The 16,261-nt window shown below is 65.0% G+C and carries 17 protein-coding genes and 1 pseudogene; 14 read left to right on the top strand and 4 right to left on the bottom strand.

Annotation, left to right across the window (positions count from 1 at the left end; all coding sequences use genetic code 11):
- Positions 1 to 133 precede the first annotated feature (133 nt).
- The 4 genes from DL899_RS11445 to DL899_RS11460 are packed head-to-tail and all read left to right on the top strand — an operon-like array spanning position 134 to position 3,030.
- Entirely contained in the window at positions 134 to 544 is a 411-nt protein-coding gene (locus DL899_RS11445; RefSeq protein WP_239494682.1) for a molybdopterin cofactor-binding domain-containing protein, read from the top strand.
- Complete coding sequence (locus DL899_RS11450; protein ID WP_111734499.1) at positions 541 to 1,503, top strand: FAD binding domain-containing protein; 963 nt, start codon at positions 541 to 543, stop codon at positions 1,501 to 1,503. Before DL899_RS11445 ends, DL899_RS11450 begins: the two co-directional genes overlap by 4 nt.
- Entirely contained in the window at positions 1,496 to 1,756 is a 261-nt protein-coding gene (locus tag DL899_RS11455) for a DUF2249 domain-containing protein (RefSeq protein ID WP_111734500.1), read from the top strand. Before DL899_RS11450 ends, DL899_RS11455 begins: the two co-directional genes overlap by 8 nt.
- Complete coding sequence (locus tag DL899_RS11460; RefSeq protein WP_111734501.1) at positions 1,753 to 3,030, top strand: hypothetical protein; 1,278 nt, start codon at positions 1,753 to 1,755, stop codon at positions 3,028 to 3,030. The genes DL899_RS11455 and DL899_RS11460 overlap by 4 nt, the downstream gene beginning before the upstream one ends.
- 138 nt (positions 3,031 to 3,168) lie before the next feature.
- Here DL899_RS11460 and DL899_RS11465 read toward each other — a convergent pair whose 3' ends face one another.
- Positions 3,169 to 4,005 (bottom strand): 2-oxoacid:ferredoxin oxidoreductase subunit beta, encoded by an 837-nt coding sequence (locus DL899_RS11465; protein WP_111734502.1) that lies wholly within the window; start codon positions 4,003 to 4,005, stop codon positions 3,169 to 3,171.
- On the bottom strand, positions 4,002 to 5,750 hold the full coding sequence (locus DL899_RS11470) for a 2-oxoacid:acceptor oxidoreductase subunit alpha (RefSeq protein WP_111734503.1): 1,749 nt from the start codon (positions 5,748 to 5,750) through the stop codon (positions 4,002 to 4,004). Before DL899_RS11470 ends, DL899_RS11465 begins: the two co-directional genes overlap by 4 nt.
- A gap of 189 nt (positions 5,751 to 5,939) precedes the next feature.
- Between DL899_RS11470 and had the strand changes: the two genes are divergently transcribed.
- From had to DL899_RS11510, 8 genes are read left to right on the top strand one after another with little or no spacing between them, the layout of a single operon-like run.
- Positions 5,940 to 6,998: a 6-hydroxycyclohex-1-ene-1-carbonyl-CoA dehydrogenase gene (gene had / locus DL899_RS11475; RefSeq protein ID WP_204355300.1), complete on the top strand. Its 1,059-nt coding sequence runs from the start codon at positions 5,940 to 5,942 to the stop codon at positions 6,996 to 6,998.
- 38 nt (positions 6,999 to 7,036) lie between these two features.
- Entirely contained in the window at positions 7,037 to 8,173 is a 1,137-nt protein-coding gene (oah, locus tag DL899_RS11480) for a 6-oxocyclohex-1-ene-1-carbonyl-CoA hydratase (RefSeq protein WP_111734505.1), read from the top strand.
- A complete protein-coding gene (locus tag DL899_RS11485) occupies positions 8,170 to 8,937 on the top strand; it encodes a cyclohexa-1,5-dienecarbonyl-CoA hydratase (protein WP_111734506.1) in 768 nt (255 codons plus the stop codon). Before oah ends, DL899_RS11485 begins: the two co-directional genes overlap by 4 nt.
- Positions 8,934 to 10,109, top strand: coding sequence for a benzoyl-CoA reductase subunit C (gene bcrC, locus DL899_RS11490; protein ID WP_111734507.1), 1,176 nt, complete (start codon positions 8,934 to 8,936; stop codon positions 10,107 to 10,109). Before DL899_RS11485 ends, bcrC begins: the two co-directional genes overlap by 4 nt.
- Positions 10,106 to 11,416, top strand: a complete 1,311-nt coding sequence (gene bcrB / locus DL899_RS11495) for a benzoyl-CoA reductase subunit B (RefSeq protein ID WP_111734508.1) — start codon at positions 10,106 to 10,108, stop codon at positions 11,414 to 11,416. Before bcrC ends, bcrB begins: the two co-directional genes overlap by 4 nt.
- Positions 11,413 to 12,768, top strand: coding sequence for a benzoyl-CoA reductase subunit A (bcrA, locus tag DL899_RS11500; protein ID WP_111734509.1), 1,356 nt, complete (start codon positions 11,413 to 11,415; stop codon positions 12,766 to 12,768). Before bcrB ends, bcrA begins: the two co-directional genes overlap by 4 nt.
- Complete coding sequence (bcrD, locus tag DL899_RS11505; protein WP_111734510.1) at positions 12,765 to 13,610, top strand: benzoyl-CoA reductase subunit D; 846 nt, start codon at positions 12,765 to 12,767, stop codon at positions 13,608 to 13,610. The genes bcrA and bcrD overlap by 4 nt, the downstream gene beginning before the upstream one ends.
- A gap of 23 nt (positions 13,611 to 13,633) precedes the next feature.
- Complete coding sequence (locus DL899_RS11510; RefSeq protein ID WP_111734511.1) at positions 13,634 to 13,882, top strand: YfhL family 4Fe-4S dicluster ferredoxin; 249 nt, start codon at positions 13,634 to 13,636, stop codon at positions 13,880 to 13,882.
- A gap of 313 nt (positions 13,883 to 14,195) precedes the next feature.
- On the opposite strand, the gene DL899_RS11515 is transcribed toward DL899_RS11510, so the two are convergent.
- The gene (locus tag DL899_RS11515) at positions 14,196 to 15,203 is read right to left on the bottom strand and encodes a GNAT family N-acetyltransferase (protein WP_162685563.1); all 1,008 of its coding nucleotides are present in this window, start codon (positions 15,201 to 15,203) and stop codon (positions 14,196 to 14,198) included.
- Between the two features lie 28 nt (positions 15,204 to 15,231).
- Positions 15,232 to 15,738: a hemerythrin domain-containing protein gene (locus DL899_RS11520; protein ID WP_111734513.1), complete on the bottom strand. Its 507-nt coding sequence runs from the start codon at positions 15,736 to 15,738 to the stop codon at positions 15,232 to 15,234.
- A gap of 91 nt (positions 15,739 to 15,829) precedes the next feature.
- Here DL899_RS11520 and DL899_RS19645 point away from each other — a divergent pair, with 91 nt between their 5' ends.
- Positions 15,830 to 16,054, top strand: a complete 225-nt coding sequence (locus DL899_RS19645) for a Rossmann-fold NAD(P)-binding domain-containing protein (RefSeq protein ID WP_111734514.1) — start codon at positions 15,830 to 15,832, stop codon at positions 16,052 to 16,054.
- 18 nt (positions 16,055 to 16,072) lie between these two features.
- A pseudogene (locus tag DL899_RS19880) lies at positions 16,073 to 16,219 on the top strand (SDR family oxidoreductase); the annotation flags it as partial.
- Between the last annotated feature and the right edge of the window lie 42 nt (positions 16,220 to 16,261).

Below are 16,261 nucleotides of genomic sequence, written 5' to 3' on the forward strand. Positions count from 1 at the left end.
GGAGCAATTGGAACTCTTCGATGCACTGAGCCTGAAAACACCCTCCTGAAACGGCCCGGTTGTGGCAAAAGCAGATATCCCGCATCAATAATATCAATCACTTACGCGTTTAACTGTTGAAGTTGGGGGGCTGGTGCATGTCGAAAAAGTCTGGGCGGCGCTGGATTGCGGCTTTGCCATCAACCCGCTGGCCGTCGAGGGCCAGATTGAGGGCTCTGTCTGGATGGGTCTGGGCCAGGCGCTGGGCGAGGAAACGTGCTTTGCCGACGGGTTGCCGGTGCATGGCAATTTTCTCGACTACCGGGTGCCGACGGCGGTCGAATCGCCCCCCATCGAGGTGCATATCGTCGAAAGCATCGACCCGCTCGGCCCCTTCGGCGCCAAGGAGGCCGGCGAGGGCGCGCTGTCGGGCGCGCCGCCGGCGGTGGTGAACGCGGTGGCAGATGCCATCGGTCTTGATCTCAACGAATTGCCGGTCACGCCCGACCGGGTGGTGGCGGCGCTGGCCGAGGCCCGCCGTGCGGCCAAGAGGAAAGCGTCATGACCAATGTCTTGCCAGCCTTCGATATCCTGCGCCCCGCCAACCTGGACGACGCGGTCGCGGCGCTGGCCGAACCCGGCGCGCGGGCGCTGGCCGGGGGTACCGACCTGATCGTCAACCTGCGTCGCGGCATCGGCGCTCCCGAACGCCTGGTCGACCTGACCGGCCTGCCCGGCATGGGCGGGATCGAGGCGCAGGGCGATACGCTGGTGATCGGCGCCGGGGTCACGTTGACCGAACTGGCCGCCAGCCCCGTTCTGGGCCCGGCCGAGGCCGCGCTTGCCCAGGCGGCCGAGGCGGTGGCCGGCCCCTCGCATCGCAACATGGCCACGGTCGGCGGCAACCTGTGCCTTGATACAAGGTGCCTTTACTACAACCAGAGCCACTGGTGGCGGAGATCGAACGGTTTCTGCCTGAAATACCGCGGCGACATCTGCCATGTCGCCCCCCAGGGCAAACGTTGCCGCGCCGCGTTTTCCGGCGATCTCGCCCCCGCCTTCCTGGCGCTGGGGGCCGAGGCCGAAATTGCCGGTCCCGGTGGCCTGCGCCGCATCCCGCTGGCCGACATGTATCAAGAGGACGGCGCCGCCCATCTGACCCTGGTCGAGGGTGAGATCCTGCTGCGGCTGCACCTGTGGCGGCGTTCGGGGTGCTCGGGCTATGCCAAGATACGGACGCGCGGCGCGATGGAATTCCCGCTGGCCGGGGTCGCCGCGCTGTGCTGCCCTGTTGACGGCGGCACCGAGGTCACCCTGGCGCTGACCGGCACCAATTCGCGCCCCGTCGCGATGCCTCCCCGCATCTTGCCCGAGGGTGACGACCAGGGGTTTTACACGGCGTTGGAAAAGGACGTTCAGAAGTCGGTCTCGCCCCAGCGCACCACGACACTGGCGGCGCATTACCGCCGGCTTTCGGTCGCGGCCGAGGCCGCGCGCCTGGTGCGGAGCCTTGCAAATGGCTGACGATACGCTGCCGGGTCAATGGCGCGACACCGCCGAGGGGCCAGAACTGGACCTGCGCTGGCTGGAACCGCCAGAGCCAATGGTGGGCATCCTGGGCCGGATCGAGGCCGACCCGCACCGCCCCGCCTTTACCGTGCGGCTGTCGCGCGACCCCGTCCACCTGTTTGCCGAGCTGATGGAGCGCGGCTGGGCATGGCAGTACCTGCCGGCCCAGGACGACGAGGTGCGGTTGCGGCTGGAGCGGAAGAAATGAGCATCGGCACACAGGTCCTGACCGGCGCCCGCGACCGGCTGTTGCCGGCCTCGGTTCCCTATGCCTTTTTCGGGGCGGCTTGCCTCTATCATCTGTTGGCCTGGGCCGCACTGTTGCGCGGGGCGGCGCTGGTGCCCAGCTATGCCGGTGGCCCGGGTCCGGTGCTGGCGGCCATCCACCTGATCACGTTGGGTGTGCTGGCGCTGACCGCGATGGGCGCGGCCTATCAGCTGTTGCCGGTGGCGTCGCGCGAACCGCTGTGGCGGGTCTGGCCGGCGCGGCTCAGCTTCTGGCTGGCGGTGCCGGGCGTGGCGTTGCTGGCCTGGGGGATGGACGGGGTGCGGCAATGGGCGATGACGGCAGGCGGCGGCATGGTCGCGGCGGGGCTGGTCATTTTCGCCCTGCTCATCGCCAGCAACCTTTACCGCGCACGCGGCCTGCCCGTGGTCATCGCCCATGGCTGGGCGGCGCTGGTGGCGCTAACCGCACTGGTGACGCTGGGGTTGGTGCTGATCGGCAACTACGCGGCTGGCTACCTGGGTGATCCGGGGCGCTATGCACTGGCGCACATGGTGCTGGGCATCTTCGGTTTCATGACGCTGCTGGCATTCGGTTTCAGCCATATCCTGATCCCGATGTTCGCACTGTCGCGCACGCTGCCGGTGCGCTGGGCCTGGGCGGAATTCGCCCTGTCGGCGCTTGCTGTCGCAGCGGCGGTGGCGGCAGTCGCGGCCGGTTCGGGGCCGGGGATGGCCCTGGCGGCGACGGTCGGCATTGCGGCGGTTGTGGCCTATTTCCGGCTGATGCGCGCGGCCATGCGCACGCGCATGCGCAAACGGCTTGGCCTCGCCTTCGTGCTGGTGCGCGCGGCCTGGGGCTTTCTGGGCCTGACAATGGCGCTGGGGCTGGTGCTGGCGGCGGGGCTGCAGGTGCCCAACGGGCAGACGCTGTTCTGGTTTTTGGCACTCGCGGGCTGGCTGCTGACCTTTCTGACAGCCGTGCTGCAGCGGATCATGCCGTTTCTCGCCACCATGCACGCCGCCGGCAAGAGCGGGCGACCGCCGCTGGTGTCAGAGCTGTCATCGGCGCTGCCGCTGCAGGTCCACGCGGTGCTGCACCTGGCGGCGGTTCCGCTGATCGCGGCGGGCATCGTGCTGGAAATGGCGCTGCCGGTTCAGATTGGCGCCGCCTCCGGGCTGGTGGGGGCAGGGGCCTTTGGCGTCTTCGCGCTCAAGGTCTTTGCCGGTCTGCGCCGCATCACGCGCAGCGCCTGATCCGCGCGCCTCTTGCTGCTTCTTTCTGGTCTCAAATACCCATGTCCCGACGCCGGCCGCCCCGCGCCTGATCGGGATAGCAGGCAATGACAAAGGGGAGGTGCCCGGCACCGCCCCCGTCATCGCCTTTTCGCCCGGTCAGATCTCGAACATATGGTCGAGGTGCTCAGGCGCCTCTGCCGCCGGTTCGTCCATCTGCATGTGATAGGGCCGGCGGTCGCCGCGATAAAGGATGCCGGTGTTCATTCCGTCATCGGTCATGATCCGCCGCGCGGCGCGGGCCGGGTCGTCGGTGGGTTCGACCGGGGCCTTGTGCACGGTGTTCTTCCATTCCCGTTCATCGGGGCGGAAGGTCACGCAGGGGCTGAGGATCTCGACAAAGGAAAAGCCGGGGTGATTGACCGCTTCGACCAGCGTCCGGGTGGTCGACTTGATGTCACCCGAAAACTCGCGGGCGACGAAATTCGCACCCGACGCCAGCGCGATCACCAGCGGGTGAAACGGGCTCATCCCGGTGCCGCCGGGTGACATGGCGCTGTCCCAGTCGGGTTCGGTGGTGGGCGATGGCTGTCCCTTGGTCATGCCGTAGACGCGGTTGTCCATCACCACATAGGTGATGTCGATATTGCGCCGGCAGGCGTGCAGGAAATGGTTGCCGCCGATGGAAAAGCCGTCGCCATCGCCGCTCATCGCCAGGACGGTCAGATCGGGCCGCGCGACCTTTAGTCCCGTGGCCAGCGCCAGCGAACGGCCGTGCACGCCGTGAAAGCCGTAACAGTTGGTATAGGCCGGGATGCGCGACGAACAGCCGATGCCCGAGATCACGGCGATGTCCTCGGGCGGGGTGCCGAGTTCGGCCAGCGACTTGGTCAGTGACATCAGCACATGATAGTCACCGCAGCCCGGGCACCAGACCGGGTCCATTTCCGAGCGATAGTCCTTGGCCTTGTATGCGTTCAGCGTCGGGGCATTCATTGGTTCACCCAGTCCTTGATCTGTTGCGTGATTTCCCGTGCGCCGATCAGGTTCGGTCCGGGACGATGGAAATGGCGCGCCTCGCCGGGCAGGTCGGTGTTGGCGCGCAGATAGGTGCGGAACTGCCCGGCATGGGACTGTTCCACCACCAGGATGCGTTCGGCGTCTTTCAGCGCCCCTTCCAGCCCCTCATGCGGGAACGGCGCCAGCAGCCGCGGCGCCACCACCTTGACGGCGATGCCCTCTTCGGCCAGGCGGCGCTGCGCCTCGCGCGCGGGTGCGGTCAGCGATCCCCAGGTCAGGATCACGGTCTTGCCCTCGCCAAAGGTTTCGCCCCAGTGGATACCGTAATCGAAATCCTCGATCTTGCGCCGGCGCTTGTCCATCTGTTCCTGCTGGTCGACGCCGCTGGATGACGGCGCGCCCGAAACCGAATGGGTCAGCCCGTCTGCGGTGTGCTGGCCGCCGGTCACACCGGGGATGGCCATCTCCGACACCCCGTCGGCGGTAAGGGCGTAGCGCAGATAGCGATCATCGGCAGAGGCGCCGGCATAGGTCTTGCGCTTGCCGACAAAGCTGAGGTTCGCGGGGCGTTTCATCACCACACGGGACTGCCCCAGCGCCTGGTCGGACAACAGGATCACCGGCGTCTGCATCGCCTCGGCCAGGTAGACCGACCATTGCGCGGTATACAGGCAGTCCGCGACCGAGATCGGCGCCACGACAACATGCGGCGCGTCGCCGTGAAAGCCGTTGACGGCGACGTTCAGGTCGGATTGTTCTGATTTCGTGGCGATCCCCGTCGAGGGGCCGCAGCGCATCACGTCGACCACCACCAGCGGGATTTCCGACGCCACCGCCAGGCCCAGCGTTTCGATCATCAGCGACAGACCCGGACCCGAGGTCGCGGTGATCGAGGCGCGCCCGCCGAACGAGGCGCCGAGAATCATGTTGACCGATGCCAGCTCGTCCTCGGCCTGCACCAGTGTTCCGCCGGCCTCGGGCAGGGCTGCGGCCAGCCATTCCAGCACCTCGGTCGCCGGCGTGATCGGATAGCCGGCGGCGAAGCGCACGCCGCCGCGCACCGCGCCCAGGCCCACGGCCTCGTTGCCGGTGATCAGCCAGCGACCCTGTTCCTGTTGATAGGCGTCGCCGATTTCCAGCGTATTGCCCAAGCCGAGTTCGGCCGCCGCCTGCATGCCTGCCCTGGCGCAGGCCAGGCTGTTGGCGACTGCCGCCTCGCCCTTGGCTCCGATGCGGGCGTTGACGATTTCGGTCAGTGCCTCTTCGGTCAGGCCGATCAGCTGCGCCGCCAGCCCGGCGGCGACCATGTTCGCGCGCCCGCCCTTGACGCTGGCGGCCAGGTCCTTGATCGGCACCAGCTTTACCTCGGCGCCAGAGCGGGTGACGATCTCGGGCACATCGCCCAGTGCGGGGTCGGCGATGATGGTGCCGCCGGGGCGCACCGGCATTTCGGCCGAAAAGCGTTCTACGTTCTTCCAATCTATGGCGATCAGCAGATCGAATTCCGCGTTCATGCAATCGACCGGGTGGTTTGCCAGGCGCAGCAGCGCCCCCGCCTCGCCACCGCGAATCTGTGGGCCGACCGAGCGGTTCATCATCCCGTACCAACCGGTCTGACCGGCGGCCTCGAGCACGATCGAACCGGCGGTCAGTGCGCCCGCGCCCCCCGAGCCGACGATAGCGAAGGACACGCTTTTCTTGGGCCGTTTCTGCTGTGTCATGCGTCCAGAACTCCCTTGGTTTCTGCGGGGGGCGGGGGCTGATTCAAGCCTCTTGACCCAAAACAAGTATTCGAGTACTATTTTACTATATTAGCGAATGCAGGGCCTGTCAATCCAAAGGCGGAAGGGCATTCGAGGCAAAGAGACAGGGCGCCAGGGCGCCGGCGACAGGGGGAGAAAAGACAGAAAATGGCTAGGCGCTGGATGATGACCGCCGCAGGCGATCCGCTCCGGATGGAGGAATTCGAACCCACCCCGCCCGCGCAGGGCGAAGTGGTGGTCGAAGTGGCCGGCTGTGGCGTCTGCCACACCGATCTGGGCTACTACTATGACGGTGTGCGCACCAACCAGCCGCTGCCCCTGACGCTGGGGCACGAGATCAGCGGAACCGTCACCGCCACCGGCCCCGGCGCCGAGGACTGGCTGGGCAAGACGGTGATCGTCCCGGCGGTAATGCCCTGCGGAACCTGCGATCTGTGCTGCCGCGGCAAAAGCACCATCTGCCGCAATCAGAAGATGCCCGGCAACGATATCGAGGGCGGTTTTGCCTCGCACATCACCGTGCCCGCGCGGGGGCTTTGCCCGGTCGATACCGACCGGCTGTCGGCGATCGGGCTGGAACTGGCCGACGTGTCGGTGATCGCCGATGCGCTGACCACCCCTTACCAGGCGGCCGTACAGGCCGGCATCGGCGAGGGCGACCTGGTCATCGTCAACGGCGTCGGCGGGGTCGGCGGTTATGCCGTTCAGGTCGCCGCGGCGCTGGGCGCCAAGGTGGTGGCGATCGACGTCAACGACGCCAAGCTGGCGGCGGTCGGTGCCCACGGCGCCGCGCTGACGCTGAACGCGCGTGAACATGACGGAAGGGCGCTGAAAAAAGCCATCGGCGCATTCGCCAAGGAACAGGGGCTGCGCCAGACCGAATGGATCATCATGGAATGTTCCGGCACCGCCGCCGGGCAGACCGCCGCGTTTGGCCTGATGGTGCATGGGGCCACCTTGTGCGTGGTCGGCTTCACCATGGACAAGGTCACCGTGCGCCTGTCGAACCTGATGGCCTTTCACGCCCGCATGCTGGGCAACTGGGGCTGCCCGCCCGAGCTCTATCCCGGGGCGCTGGAACTGGTGCTGTCGGGCAAGGTCAGACTTGACCCCTTCGTCGAACACCGCCCGCTCGACACGATCAACGAGGTCTTCCGCGCCGTCCATGATGGTGAACTGAAGCGCCGCGCGATCATGATCCCCTGAACAAACGAGACGCATCAAACAGCAAGGAGCACATCAACATGGACGCACAGAGCGCCACACCGAACGATTTCGAATTCCTGTCGCACGACCTGGTCGGCGACGAGGTGCGCACCGGCCTGACCGGCCAGATCCTGTATGAAAAGCGGCCTGCAAAGGCGCCGGACGGCAGCGAGGTCGAAGGCGTCTACAACGTCTGGATCACGCTCAACAATCCGACGCAGTTCAACGCCTACACCACCGACATGGTCAAGGGCATGATCCTGGCCCTGCGCGCCGCGTCGAACGCGCGCGACGTGGTCGCCGTGGTCGTCACCGGCGCCGGCGACAAGGCGTTCTGCACTGGCGGCAACACCAAGGAATACGCCGAATATTACGCCGGCCGGCCCGAGGAATACCGCCAGTACATGCGGCTGTTCAACGATATGGTCAGCTCGATCATGGCCTGCGACAAGCCGGTGATCTGCCGCGTCAACGGCATGCGCATCGGCGGCGGCCAGGAAATCGGCATGGCCTGCGATTTCTCCATCGCCCAGGACATGGCCCGTTTCGGCCAGGCCGGGCCCAAGCACGGTTCGGCCGCGATCGGCGGTTCGACCGACTTCCTGCCGGTGATGATCGGCTGCGAGATGGCGATGAATTCGGGCGTGCTGTGCGAAAGCTTCACCGCGCAAAAGGCGCTGCGGCTGGGCATCCTGAGCGACATCGTGCCGGGGCTGAAGGTGGACGGCGAATACATCGCCAACCCGCTGGTCGAAACCCGGATGATCACGGACGAGATGGGCCGCATCCTGCATGGCGAGATCAAGACTGGCGAGGATTACAAGAAGGGTAAGGAGCTTGTCGCCAGAGGTGCCGTCGATCTGTCGGCGCTCGACGCCAAGGTCGAGGAGCTGTGCACCAAGCTGATGATGACCTTCCCGGCCTGCACCACCAAGTCGGTCGAGGAACTGCGCAAGCCCAAGCTGAACGTCTGGAACGCCAACAAGGAAAACTCGCGCGCCTGGCTCGGGCTCAACATGATGACCGAGGCGCGCACCGGTTTCCGCGCCTTCAACGAGGGTAACCGCGAGGTCGGCCGCGAGGTCGATTTCATCACGCTGCGCCGCGAACTGGCTCAGGGGGCGCAGTGGACGGAGGACTATATCGACAGCCTGATGCCGGGGGCGCGGTCATGAACAAGCCGCTTGCCACCTGGCTGGACCGCGATGGCGCGCTGCTAAGGTTGCGGCTGTCCCGGCCCAAGGCCAATATCCTTGATGCAGAAATGATCGCGGCGCTGGATGCGGCCTTTGCCGAGCACGAAGAAAACCCCGCGCTAAAGACCGTTCTGATCGACGCCGAGGGCCCGCATTTCAGCTTTGGCGCCAGCGTCGAAGAACACATGCCGGATGGCTGCGAGCAGATGCTGGTCGCGCTGCACGGCCTGATCCGGCGGATGGTGGAATGCCCGGTTCCGATCCTGGTCAGTGTCCGCGGCCGCTGTCTGGGCGGCGGTCTGGAACTGGCCACCGCGGGGCATCGCCTGTTCGCCAGCGCCGATGCCGAGCTGGGCCAGCCCGAGATGATGCTGGGGGTGTTTGCGCCTGCCGCCTCGTGCCTGCTGCCTGAACGGATCGGCCAGGCCGCCGCCGAAGACCTGCTTTGGTCGGCGCGCACGATCCCGGCGACGGAGGCGCGCGAGATCGGGCTGATCGACGTCATCGACCCCGACCCCGAAGAGGCCGCGCTGAGCTGGTTCGACAAGCACCTGAGCAGCAAGAGCGCCAGCTCGCTGCGCCGTGCGGTACGCGCCGCGCGTCTCGACCTGGCCGAACGGATCTCGGCCAAGCTGGAACGCGTCGAGCGGCTCTATCTCGACGACCTGATGAAGACCCAAGACGCCGTGGAGGGCCTGACCGCCTTTCTTGAAAAGCGCCCTGCGAACTGGAGCAACCGATGACCCAAAAATCCACATCCGATATTGTTGCGCGCTGTCAGGCGCTCTACGAGGACACCCGCTTTACCGCCGCGCGTGAATGGAAGGCGGCCAAGGAGGGGCGCAAGGTCGTCGGTTACATGCCGATCTACGTCCCGCGCGAGATCATCCATGCCGCCGGCATGATGCCGCTGGGCATCATGGGCGGGGGTGACAACCTCGAGGTGATCCACGGCGACGCCTATTATCAAAGCTACATCTGCCGGATCCCGCGCTCGACCATCGAACTGGGCGTGTCCGGCCGGCTCGATTTTGTCGACGGGATGCTGTTCCCCTCGATCTGCGACGTCATCCGCAACCTGTCGGGCATGTGGAAGATGCTTTTCCCCAATGTCTATGCCCGCTACTTCGACGTCCCCCAGACCTACGAGGACGAGGTCGGCGGCACCTTCTACGAAGGCGAGATGCGCGAGCTGCTTGAGGATCTGGGCCGCATCGCCGGGCGCAAGGTCACCAATGACGACGTGCTGAACTCGATCGGTGTCTACAATGAAAACCGCCGCGTCATCCGCGACCTGTACAAGCTGCGCGCCGAGCAGCCCTGGAAGGTGCCCGCGTCAGAGGCCTATCTGGTGCTGCGCGCGGGGCTGTTGATGCCGGTCGAAGAGCATACGCAGATCTTGCGCGACTATATCGACGCGGTCGCGGCCTCTGATCGCCCGATCAAGGACAACGCCAAGGTGGTCGTGACCGGCATGTTCTGCGAACAGCCGCCGCTGAACCTGATCAAGTCGCTGGAACTGAGCGGCTGCTACGTTGTCGAGGACGACTTCATGCTGGTGTCTCGCTGGCTGATCGACGATGTCCCGACCGAGGGCGATGGGCTGCATAACCTGGCACAGGCGTTCCTGCATCGCTCGACCAGTACCGCGGCCAAATACGAACCCAACGAGACCGAGAAGGGCAAGTTCCTGATCGAGGCGGTACGCCGCACCGGCGCCGAGGGGGTGATCTTTGCTTCGCCCAGCTTCTGCGATCCGGCGCTGCTGGACCGGCCCATGCTGCAGCACAAGCTGAGCGATGCCGGCATCCCCTTCATCGCCTTCAAATACGCAGAGAACTCCGGCCAGATGCAGCCCATCCGCGAACAGGCCGGCACCTTTGTAGATTCCATCAAGCTCTGGAGTGCAGCATGACAGCCAAACCCAAAAGCCCCGCCGCCGAGGTCCAGAAGGACGACTCGATGCTGTTGCAAAAGGCGATGATGGCCAAGCACTACGACCGTCTCGCCAATGCCAAGGAAAACGGTGAAAAGGTCGCTTCGACCTTTGTTCCCGGCAACCTCAACGAATTGCTGATGTGCTTTGACCTGGTCAACAACCTGCCCGAGGTCAACGCCATCCAGTCCGGCCTGCGCCGTCAGTCGGGCGGCTACATCATGGAGGCAGAGCGTTCGGGCCATTCCGAGGACGTCTGCACCTATGTGAAATCCGACATCGGCATGATGGCCAAGGGCAATATCGGCCCCAATGGCCGCAAGCTGCCCGACCCGGACGTGCTGATGCTCAGCTATACCGGCTGCTTTACCTTCATGAAGTGGTTCGAGCTGCTGCGCGAGCAGTACAAGTGCGAGACGATCTTTCTGCAGACCCCGTACCTGGCCGACGGCAAGGTCACGCCGAACATGGTTCAGTATATGGTCAAGCAGTTCAAGGAGGACGTCATCCCCAAGCTGGAAAAGGTTTCGGGCGTCAAGTTCGACATCGACCGGCTGCGCGAATACCTCAAGAAATCGGCCAAGGCCGAGGATGACCTTGTTCATGTCCTGCAATCGGCCAAGAACAAGCCCTCACCGATCGACGCCTATTTCGGCGGCATCTACTATATCGGCCCGATCTTCGGCGCCTTCCGCGGCACCGATGACGCGATCGACTATTACCGGTTCCTGCGGCAAGAGGTCGATGACCGCGTCGCCAAGGGGCTGGGCCCCGTCACGCCCGACGGCGTGATGCAGGAAGAGAAATACCGCCTCGTGGTCGAGGGGCCGCCCAACTACACCAGCTTCCGCCAGTTCTGGAAAATGTTCTACGAGGAAGGCGCGACCGTCGTTGCCTCGTCCTATACCAAGGTGGGCGGCACCTATGATTTCGGCTTCCGCCACGATCCCGACAGGCCGCTGGAGACGCTCGCCGAGTACTGCCTTGGCGTCTACACCAACCGCAGCCTGCCGATGCGCATCGAGATGCTGGTCAACTACATCAACGAGTACGAGGCCGATGGCCTGCTGATCAACTCGATCAAGAGCTGCAACAGCTTTTCAGCCGGTCAGCTGCTGATCATGCGCGAAGTCGAAAAGCGCACCGGCAAACCTGCGGCATTCATCGAGACCGACCTTGTGGACCCCCGCTATTTCTCGGCGGCCAACGTCAAGAACCGTCTCGAAAGCTATTTCCAGATGGTCGAGCAGAAACGCAGCGGCGCGAAAAAGGAGACGGCAGCATGAAAACCTTTGTCGGTATTGACCTTGGATCGACCACCACCAAGGCGATCCTGCTGGATGAAGCGGGCGATGTGATCGGCCGCGGCATCACCAACTCGCGGTCGAACTACGACACTGCCTGCAGCGTGGCCAAGCAGGAGGCGCAGATCGACGCGCGTTTCACGCTTTTCCGCCGCGCATTCGGCGGTGAGGGCGGCGGCGCGGAGATCGACACCTTCCTGGCCGACCTGGAACGTTCGTTCCGGCTGGAGCAGTTCCTCGAACAGCTTGGCGACTTGGAAGAAACCTGCGTCAGGCAGGTTCGTGGTGATCGGTTCGAAAAACAGGCCGATGCGGTCAAAGAAGCCTTGAAAGAGGTCTTCAACAGGCTGCGCGGAGAGGCGCCAGCGATGTTTGGCCCCGATGCCGAACGCAAGTCGGACTTCTTCCGCGATATCGCCGGCTCGCGTTACCTGGAACATGCCGAGAACGTCGCGCGCGAGGCCGGGCTGTCCTATGACCTGATGCTCAATGTCTATGACAAGTCGATCATCGCGGTCGAAAACCGCCCGCCGTCGGGCAGCCTGAACGAAAAGTTCCGCTGCGCGCTTGACCGGGTGCGCGCCGGCGACGTGTCGCAGGCCGAAGCGGATGCCGCGCTGTTGTCGCGCATCTCCGGCATGCTGGATATCGAGCTGGAGGAAAGCTATGTCGTCGGCACCGGCTATGGCCGGGTGACGCTGCCCTTTCCCAAGGAACATATCCGCTCCGAGATCCTGTGCCACGGGCTGGGGGCGCACATGATGTATCCCAACACCCGCACCGTTCTGGATATCGGCGGGCAGGATACCAAGGGCATCCAGATCAACGATCAGGGCATCGTCGAGAACTTTCAGATGAATGACCGCTGTGCCGCCGGCACCGGGCGTTACCTGGGCTATATCGCCGACGAGATGAACATGGGCCTGCACGAGCTGGGGCCAATGGCGCTGAAATCGGACAAGCCGTCGCGCATCAACTCGACCTGCACCGTGTTCGCCGGTGCCGAGTTGCGCGACCGGCTGGCGCTGGGCGAACGGCGCGAGGATATCCTTGCCGGTCTGCACCGGGCCATCATCCTGCGCTCGATGTCGATCCTGTCGCGCTCGGGCGGGGTGGCGGACGAGTTCACCTTTACCGGCGGCGTGGCCAAGAACGAGGCCGCGGTGCGCGAGCTGAGGAAACTGATCAGCGAAAACTATGGGGAGGTGACGATCAACATCAACCCCGACTCGATCTACACCGGCGCGCTTGGCGGCGCCGAATTCGCCCGCCGTGCCGCCGAGGGCCGCATGGACGGCATTGAAGACGACATCGCAGAAGGAGCCGTGGCATGATACTTGCAGCAGGGATTGACGTGGGCACCGGTGCGGTCAAGGCCGCGATATTCCGGGTCGAGAACGGCAAGGAAGAGTGGCTTTCGCGTTCGGTGATGCGTATCCGCCAGCGCGACCCGCTGGAACTGGCGCGCGAGGCCTTCGAGCAGACGCTCGAGGATGCCGGGCTCAAGGAAGAGGACCTCGACTACATCGCCACCACCGGCGAGGGCGAATCGATCCCGTTCCATACCGGGCACTTCTATTCGATGACCACGCACGCGCGCGGCGCCCGGCACCTGGACCCGTCGGCAGAGGCGATGCTGGACTGCGGTGCGCTGCACGGCCGGGCCATCGTCACCGACGATCGCGGCAAGGTCGAGAACTACAAGATGACCAGCCAGTGCGCGTCCGGTTCGGGGCAGTTCCTGGAAAACATCGCCCGCTATCTGGGCATCGCCCAGGACGAGATCGGCGAGCTGTCCAAGCAGGCCGACGACCCCGAAGAGGTCTCGAGCATCTGCGCGGTGCTGGCCGAAACCGACGTCATCAACATGGTGTCGCGCGGGATCACCGCACCCAACATCCTCAAGGGTATCCACCTCAGCATGGCCAGCCGCCTGGCGCGCCTGCTGAAATCCATCGGTGCCAACGGCAAGACTGTTCTGGTCACCGGCGGGCTGGCCCAGGATGACGGGCTGGTCGAGGCGATGCGAGAGGAACTGGCCAAGATGAAGGGCATGGAATGCAAGGTCGTCAGCCACCCGGACTCGATTTATGCCGGCGCCATCGGCGCTGCGCTGTGGGGAACGTTCCGGCACAAGCGGCTTGCCGAGTCCGGCATGCTGCTCAAGGCTTCGTGACAACAAACAAAGGAGATTAGGTAATGGCGCTCAGAATTATGGAGAACTGCACCGCCTGCGACGCCTGCGCGCCGGTATGCCCAAACGAAGCGATCAGCCCCGGCGACCCGATCTATGTGATTGATCCGTTCAAATGCAGCGAATGCATCGGTGCCGAAGACGAGCCGCAATGCCAGCTGGTTTGCCCGGAGCAAGAGTGCATCGTCGCCGACCCCGAGTGGGAGGAAAGCGAAGATGAACTGATGGCCAAGTACGAGGCGCTGCACGGCTGACACCCCACAGCCGGCGCGTTGCCCATCCGGTCCTGTCCCGTTTCCCCGCCGGACGACCGTTTCGGGCCTGCCCCCTGCCGGGTTCCGGCGGGGGGTATTTTTGTTGTGATCGCTCTTTCACAGAGCACTTCCACGCGAAATAGCGGCCGAAGGCCGCCGCGCATCGCCGGGCCGCCCCCGAGGCCCGGCGATTTGTTCATGCAAGCGTATAGTTCCAATCTTACATGGGCTTGGCTGGCATAAAGCGCTGCCGCCCGAACGCCGTATCGCCGAGCCCCGGCCCGGCGATACGCGGCTTGTCGTCACCGATGCCTCAAACCGATCGGCGCAGGCTGATTTTCTGGGCGGGGGTGAATTCCATCGCGTTCAGGAACCCGATCAGTCCGGTATCGTTCCAGTCGGTCTCGCTGCGGACTGCGCCCGCGCGCAGCACCGTCAGGTTGCCCATCAGTTGCGACATCAGCGCCCGGCCGACGCTCTGGCCGGCAAAGGCGGGATCGACGCCGATCGCCTCCAGCACAGCCTCGTCGGCGGTCTGGCCGAATTCGCCGTAATCGACGCGGGCCATGACAAACCCCGCGGGCATGCCGTCGATCTCGGCCATCAGCGACAGCCGCACGCCCGACTGGTTCAGCACCTGGTCGAGCTTGCGGGCGTAATAGGCGGTGCGGTCGCGGCCCGAATGCCGCCGGTCGATGGCGGCGATACCGGGCAGGTCGGCCTCGGTCAGCGAACGGACCGGGATGCGGTCACGCGCGAGCGCCATAAAGTCGTCGCCCGAGGGCGAGCTGTAGTCGATCTCGGTCGGTTCTTCGGGCAGGGTGTCTGGCTCTTTCTCGGGGGTCAGTTCGGCCGCCGGACGGCTGAGCACCACGCGCCCGTCCAGCCCGAACCCGGCCGCGCCCAGGAATTCCAGCAGCGCGCGCTGAGACCAGTCAACCTGGGTGACCAGTTCCGCAACGCCCTTGTCGCGCAGCGCACCGATCACTGCATCCATCAACGCGCGACCACCGCCATGGCCCTGCGCCGACGTGTCGACACCGATGGCATCCAGCACGGCGACGCTGCCGGGGCGGCCGAATTCGCCATCCTCCAGCCGCACCAGCGCAAAGCCGGCCAGACCATCATCCGAGACCAGCCCCAGAGAAATCGCCTCGTCGGCATAGCGCTGGCCGCCGTCGAGGCGCTTTTCGAAATAGCCGCGTCGAGAGGCCCCCATGTGGCCCGCGTCGATGGCGGTGATCCGGTCCAGGTCGGCGGCCCCTACGGGGCGGATGCCGAACGCGCCGCCGGCGGGTGTGGTCTGATCTTGGGTGGTCATTGCTGGTCCCTCCTCAGGGGGTTTGGCCTCAGGGGTTGTGGGCGGCTTCGAAACCTTCGGCCAGCTCCATGTCCTCTTCCGGTTCCAGCAGGTCCTCCAGCGCCGGCAGCAGGCCCATCTCCTCTTTCTGGACATGGGAATACATCATCTCGATGAATTCGCCGGCCTGGCCGCGAAAGGCCTTCCAGCTGTCGTCGGAAAAGCCCGATTCCAGCGCCTCGGCGGCGATGCGGCCCACCTCTTCGCCCAGCGGAACCAGTGCGGCGTGCTCTTCGCGCAGATGTGTCCCGATGCCGACATCGCCGGCTTCTTCGAGGCGGGTGAACAGCTCGTCCTCCTCGAATGCGAAATGGCCACGCAGTTCGCGGTCGATCAACGCCGCGGTCTTGGAAAGGGTCTTGCGGGTGGCGGCGTCCGAGGTGTCGGGCATCTTTCGCCCGGCCTTTCGGATCACCTCTTCAAGTTCCTCGACCAGCACGATGGTGTTGGCGTGGTCCTCATGCAAGAGCTGGGCGGTGCGTCTTGAAAACTCCATGAGCGCGATCTCCTAAAGCGTCTCGGCCTGTCAAAGCTACATTCTGGTACTATAATACCAAAATAAGATTTGCGCAACAGGGACATCGGCCGTGACAAAGCAACTGCAGACAAGATGCGCGCTGGTTTCGGGCGGCAAGCGGGGGCTTGGCCGGGCGATGTCCGACGCGCTGGCGGTGGCCGGGGCAGCGGTGCATGTCTTCGGTGTCGCCCCGGATGAGGGGCGGGGGCGGTTGCGGCCCGCACCCGATATCCTGGTCAACAATGCCGGCATCACCCGTGACCGCACCCTGATGAAGATGAGCGCCCGGGAATGAGGGAAGGTGATGGCCGAAATGGCCCGTGCGCTGTTGCCCGAGATAGTGCAGCGCGCGCTGGACAATACCGCAACCGGCCGGCTGGCCGAGCCCGAGGATATCGCCGCGGCGGCGGTGTTGCTGGTCTCACCTGCGGCGCGCGTGATCACAGGGCAGGTGCCGCCGGTGGATGTCGGTCAGCTAATTGCCCGAAAGTGTGGCCCGTGC

Source organism: Roseovarius amoyensis (assembly GCF_003260265.1).
In the GTDB taxonomy this organism is placed as follows: Bacteria; Pseudomonadota; Alphaproteobacteria; order Rhodobacterales; family Rhodobacteraceae; genus Roseovarius; species Roseovarius amoyensis.

Bases quoted from the DNA above. Each gene is read 5' to 3' on its own strand.
- DL899_RS11520 (WP_111734513.1), bottom strand. From the start codon at position 15,738: ATGGAGTTTTCAAGACGCACCGCCCAGCTCTTGCATGAGGACCACGCC.
- oah (WP_111734505.1), top strand. From the start codon at position 7,037: ATGGACGCACAGAGCGCCACACCGAACGATTTCGAATTCCTGTCGCAC.
- DL899_RS11515 (WP_162685563.1), bottom strand. From the start codon at position 15,203: ATGACCACCCAAGATCAGACCACACCCGCCGGCGGCGCGTTCGGCATC.
- DL899_RS11460 (WP_111734501.1), top strand. From the start codon at position 1,753: ATGAGCATCGGCACACAGGTCCTGACCGGCGCCCGCGACCGGCTGTTG.
- DL899_RS11450 (WP_111734499.1), top strand. From the start codon at position 541: ATGACCAATGTCTTGCCAGCCTTCGATATCCTGCGCCCCGCCAACCTG.
- DL899_RS11470 (WP_111734503.1), bottom strand. From the start codon at position 5,750: ATGACACAGCAGAAACGGCCCAAGAAAAGCGTGTCCTTCGCTATCGTC.
- bcrA (WP_111734509.1), top strand. From the start codon at position 11,413: ATGAAAACCTTTGTCGGTATTGACCTTGGATCGACCACCACCAAGGCG.
- bcrD (WP_111734510.1), top strand. From the start codon at position 12,765: ATGATACTTGCAGCAGGGATTGACGTGGGCACCGGTGCGGTCAAGGCC.
- DL899_RS11510 (WP_111734511.1), top strand. From the start codon at position 13,634: ATGGCGCTCAGAATTATGGAGAACTGCACCGCCTGCGACGCCTGCGCG.
- DL899_RS11485 (WP_111734506.1), top strand. From the start codon at position 8,170: ATGAACAAGCCGCTTGCCACCTGGCTGGACCGCGATGGCGCGCTGCTA.
- DL899_RS11455 (WP_111734500.1), top strand. From the start codon at position 1,496: ATGGCTGACGATACGCTGCCGGGTCAATGGCGCGACACCGCCGAGGGG.
- bcrC (WP_111734507.1), top strand. From the start codon at position 8,934: ATGACCCAAAAATCCACATCCGATATTGTTGCGCGCTGTCAGGCGCTC.
- bcrB (WP_111734508.1), top strand. From the start codon at position 10,106: ATGACAGCCAAACCCAAAAGCCCCGCCGCCGAGGTCCAGAAGGACGAC.
- DL899_RS11465 (WP_111734502.1), bottom strand. From the start codon at position 4,005: ATGAATGCCCCGACGCTGAACGCATACAAGGCCAAGGACTATCGCTCG.
- had (WP_204355300.1), top strand. From the start codon at position 5,940: ATGGCTAGGCGCTGGATGATGACCGCCGCAGGCGATCCGCTCCGGATG.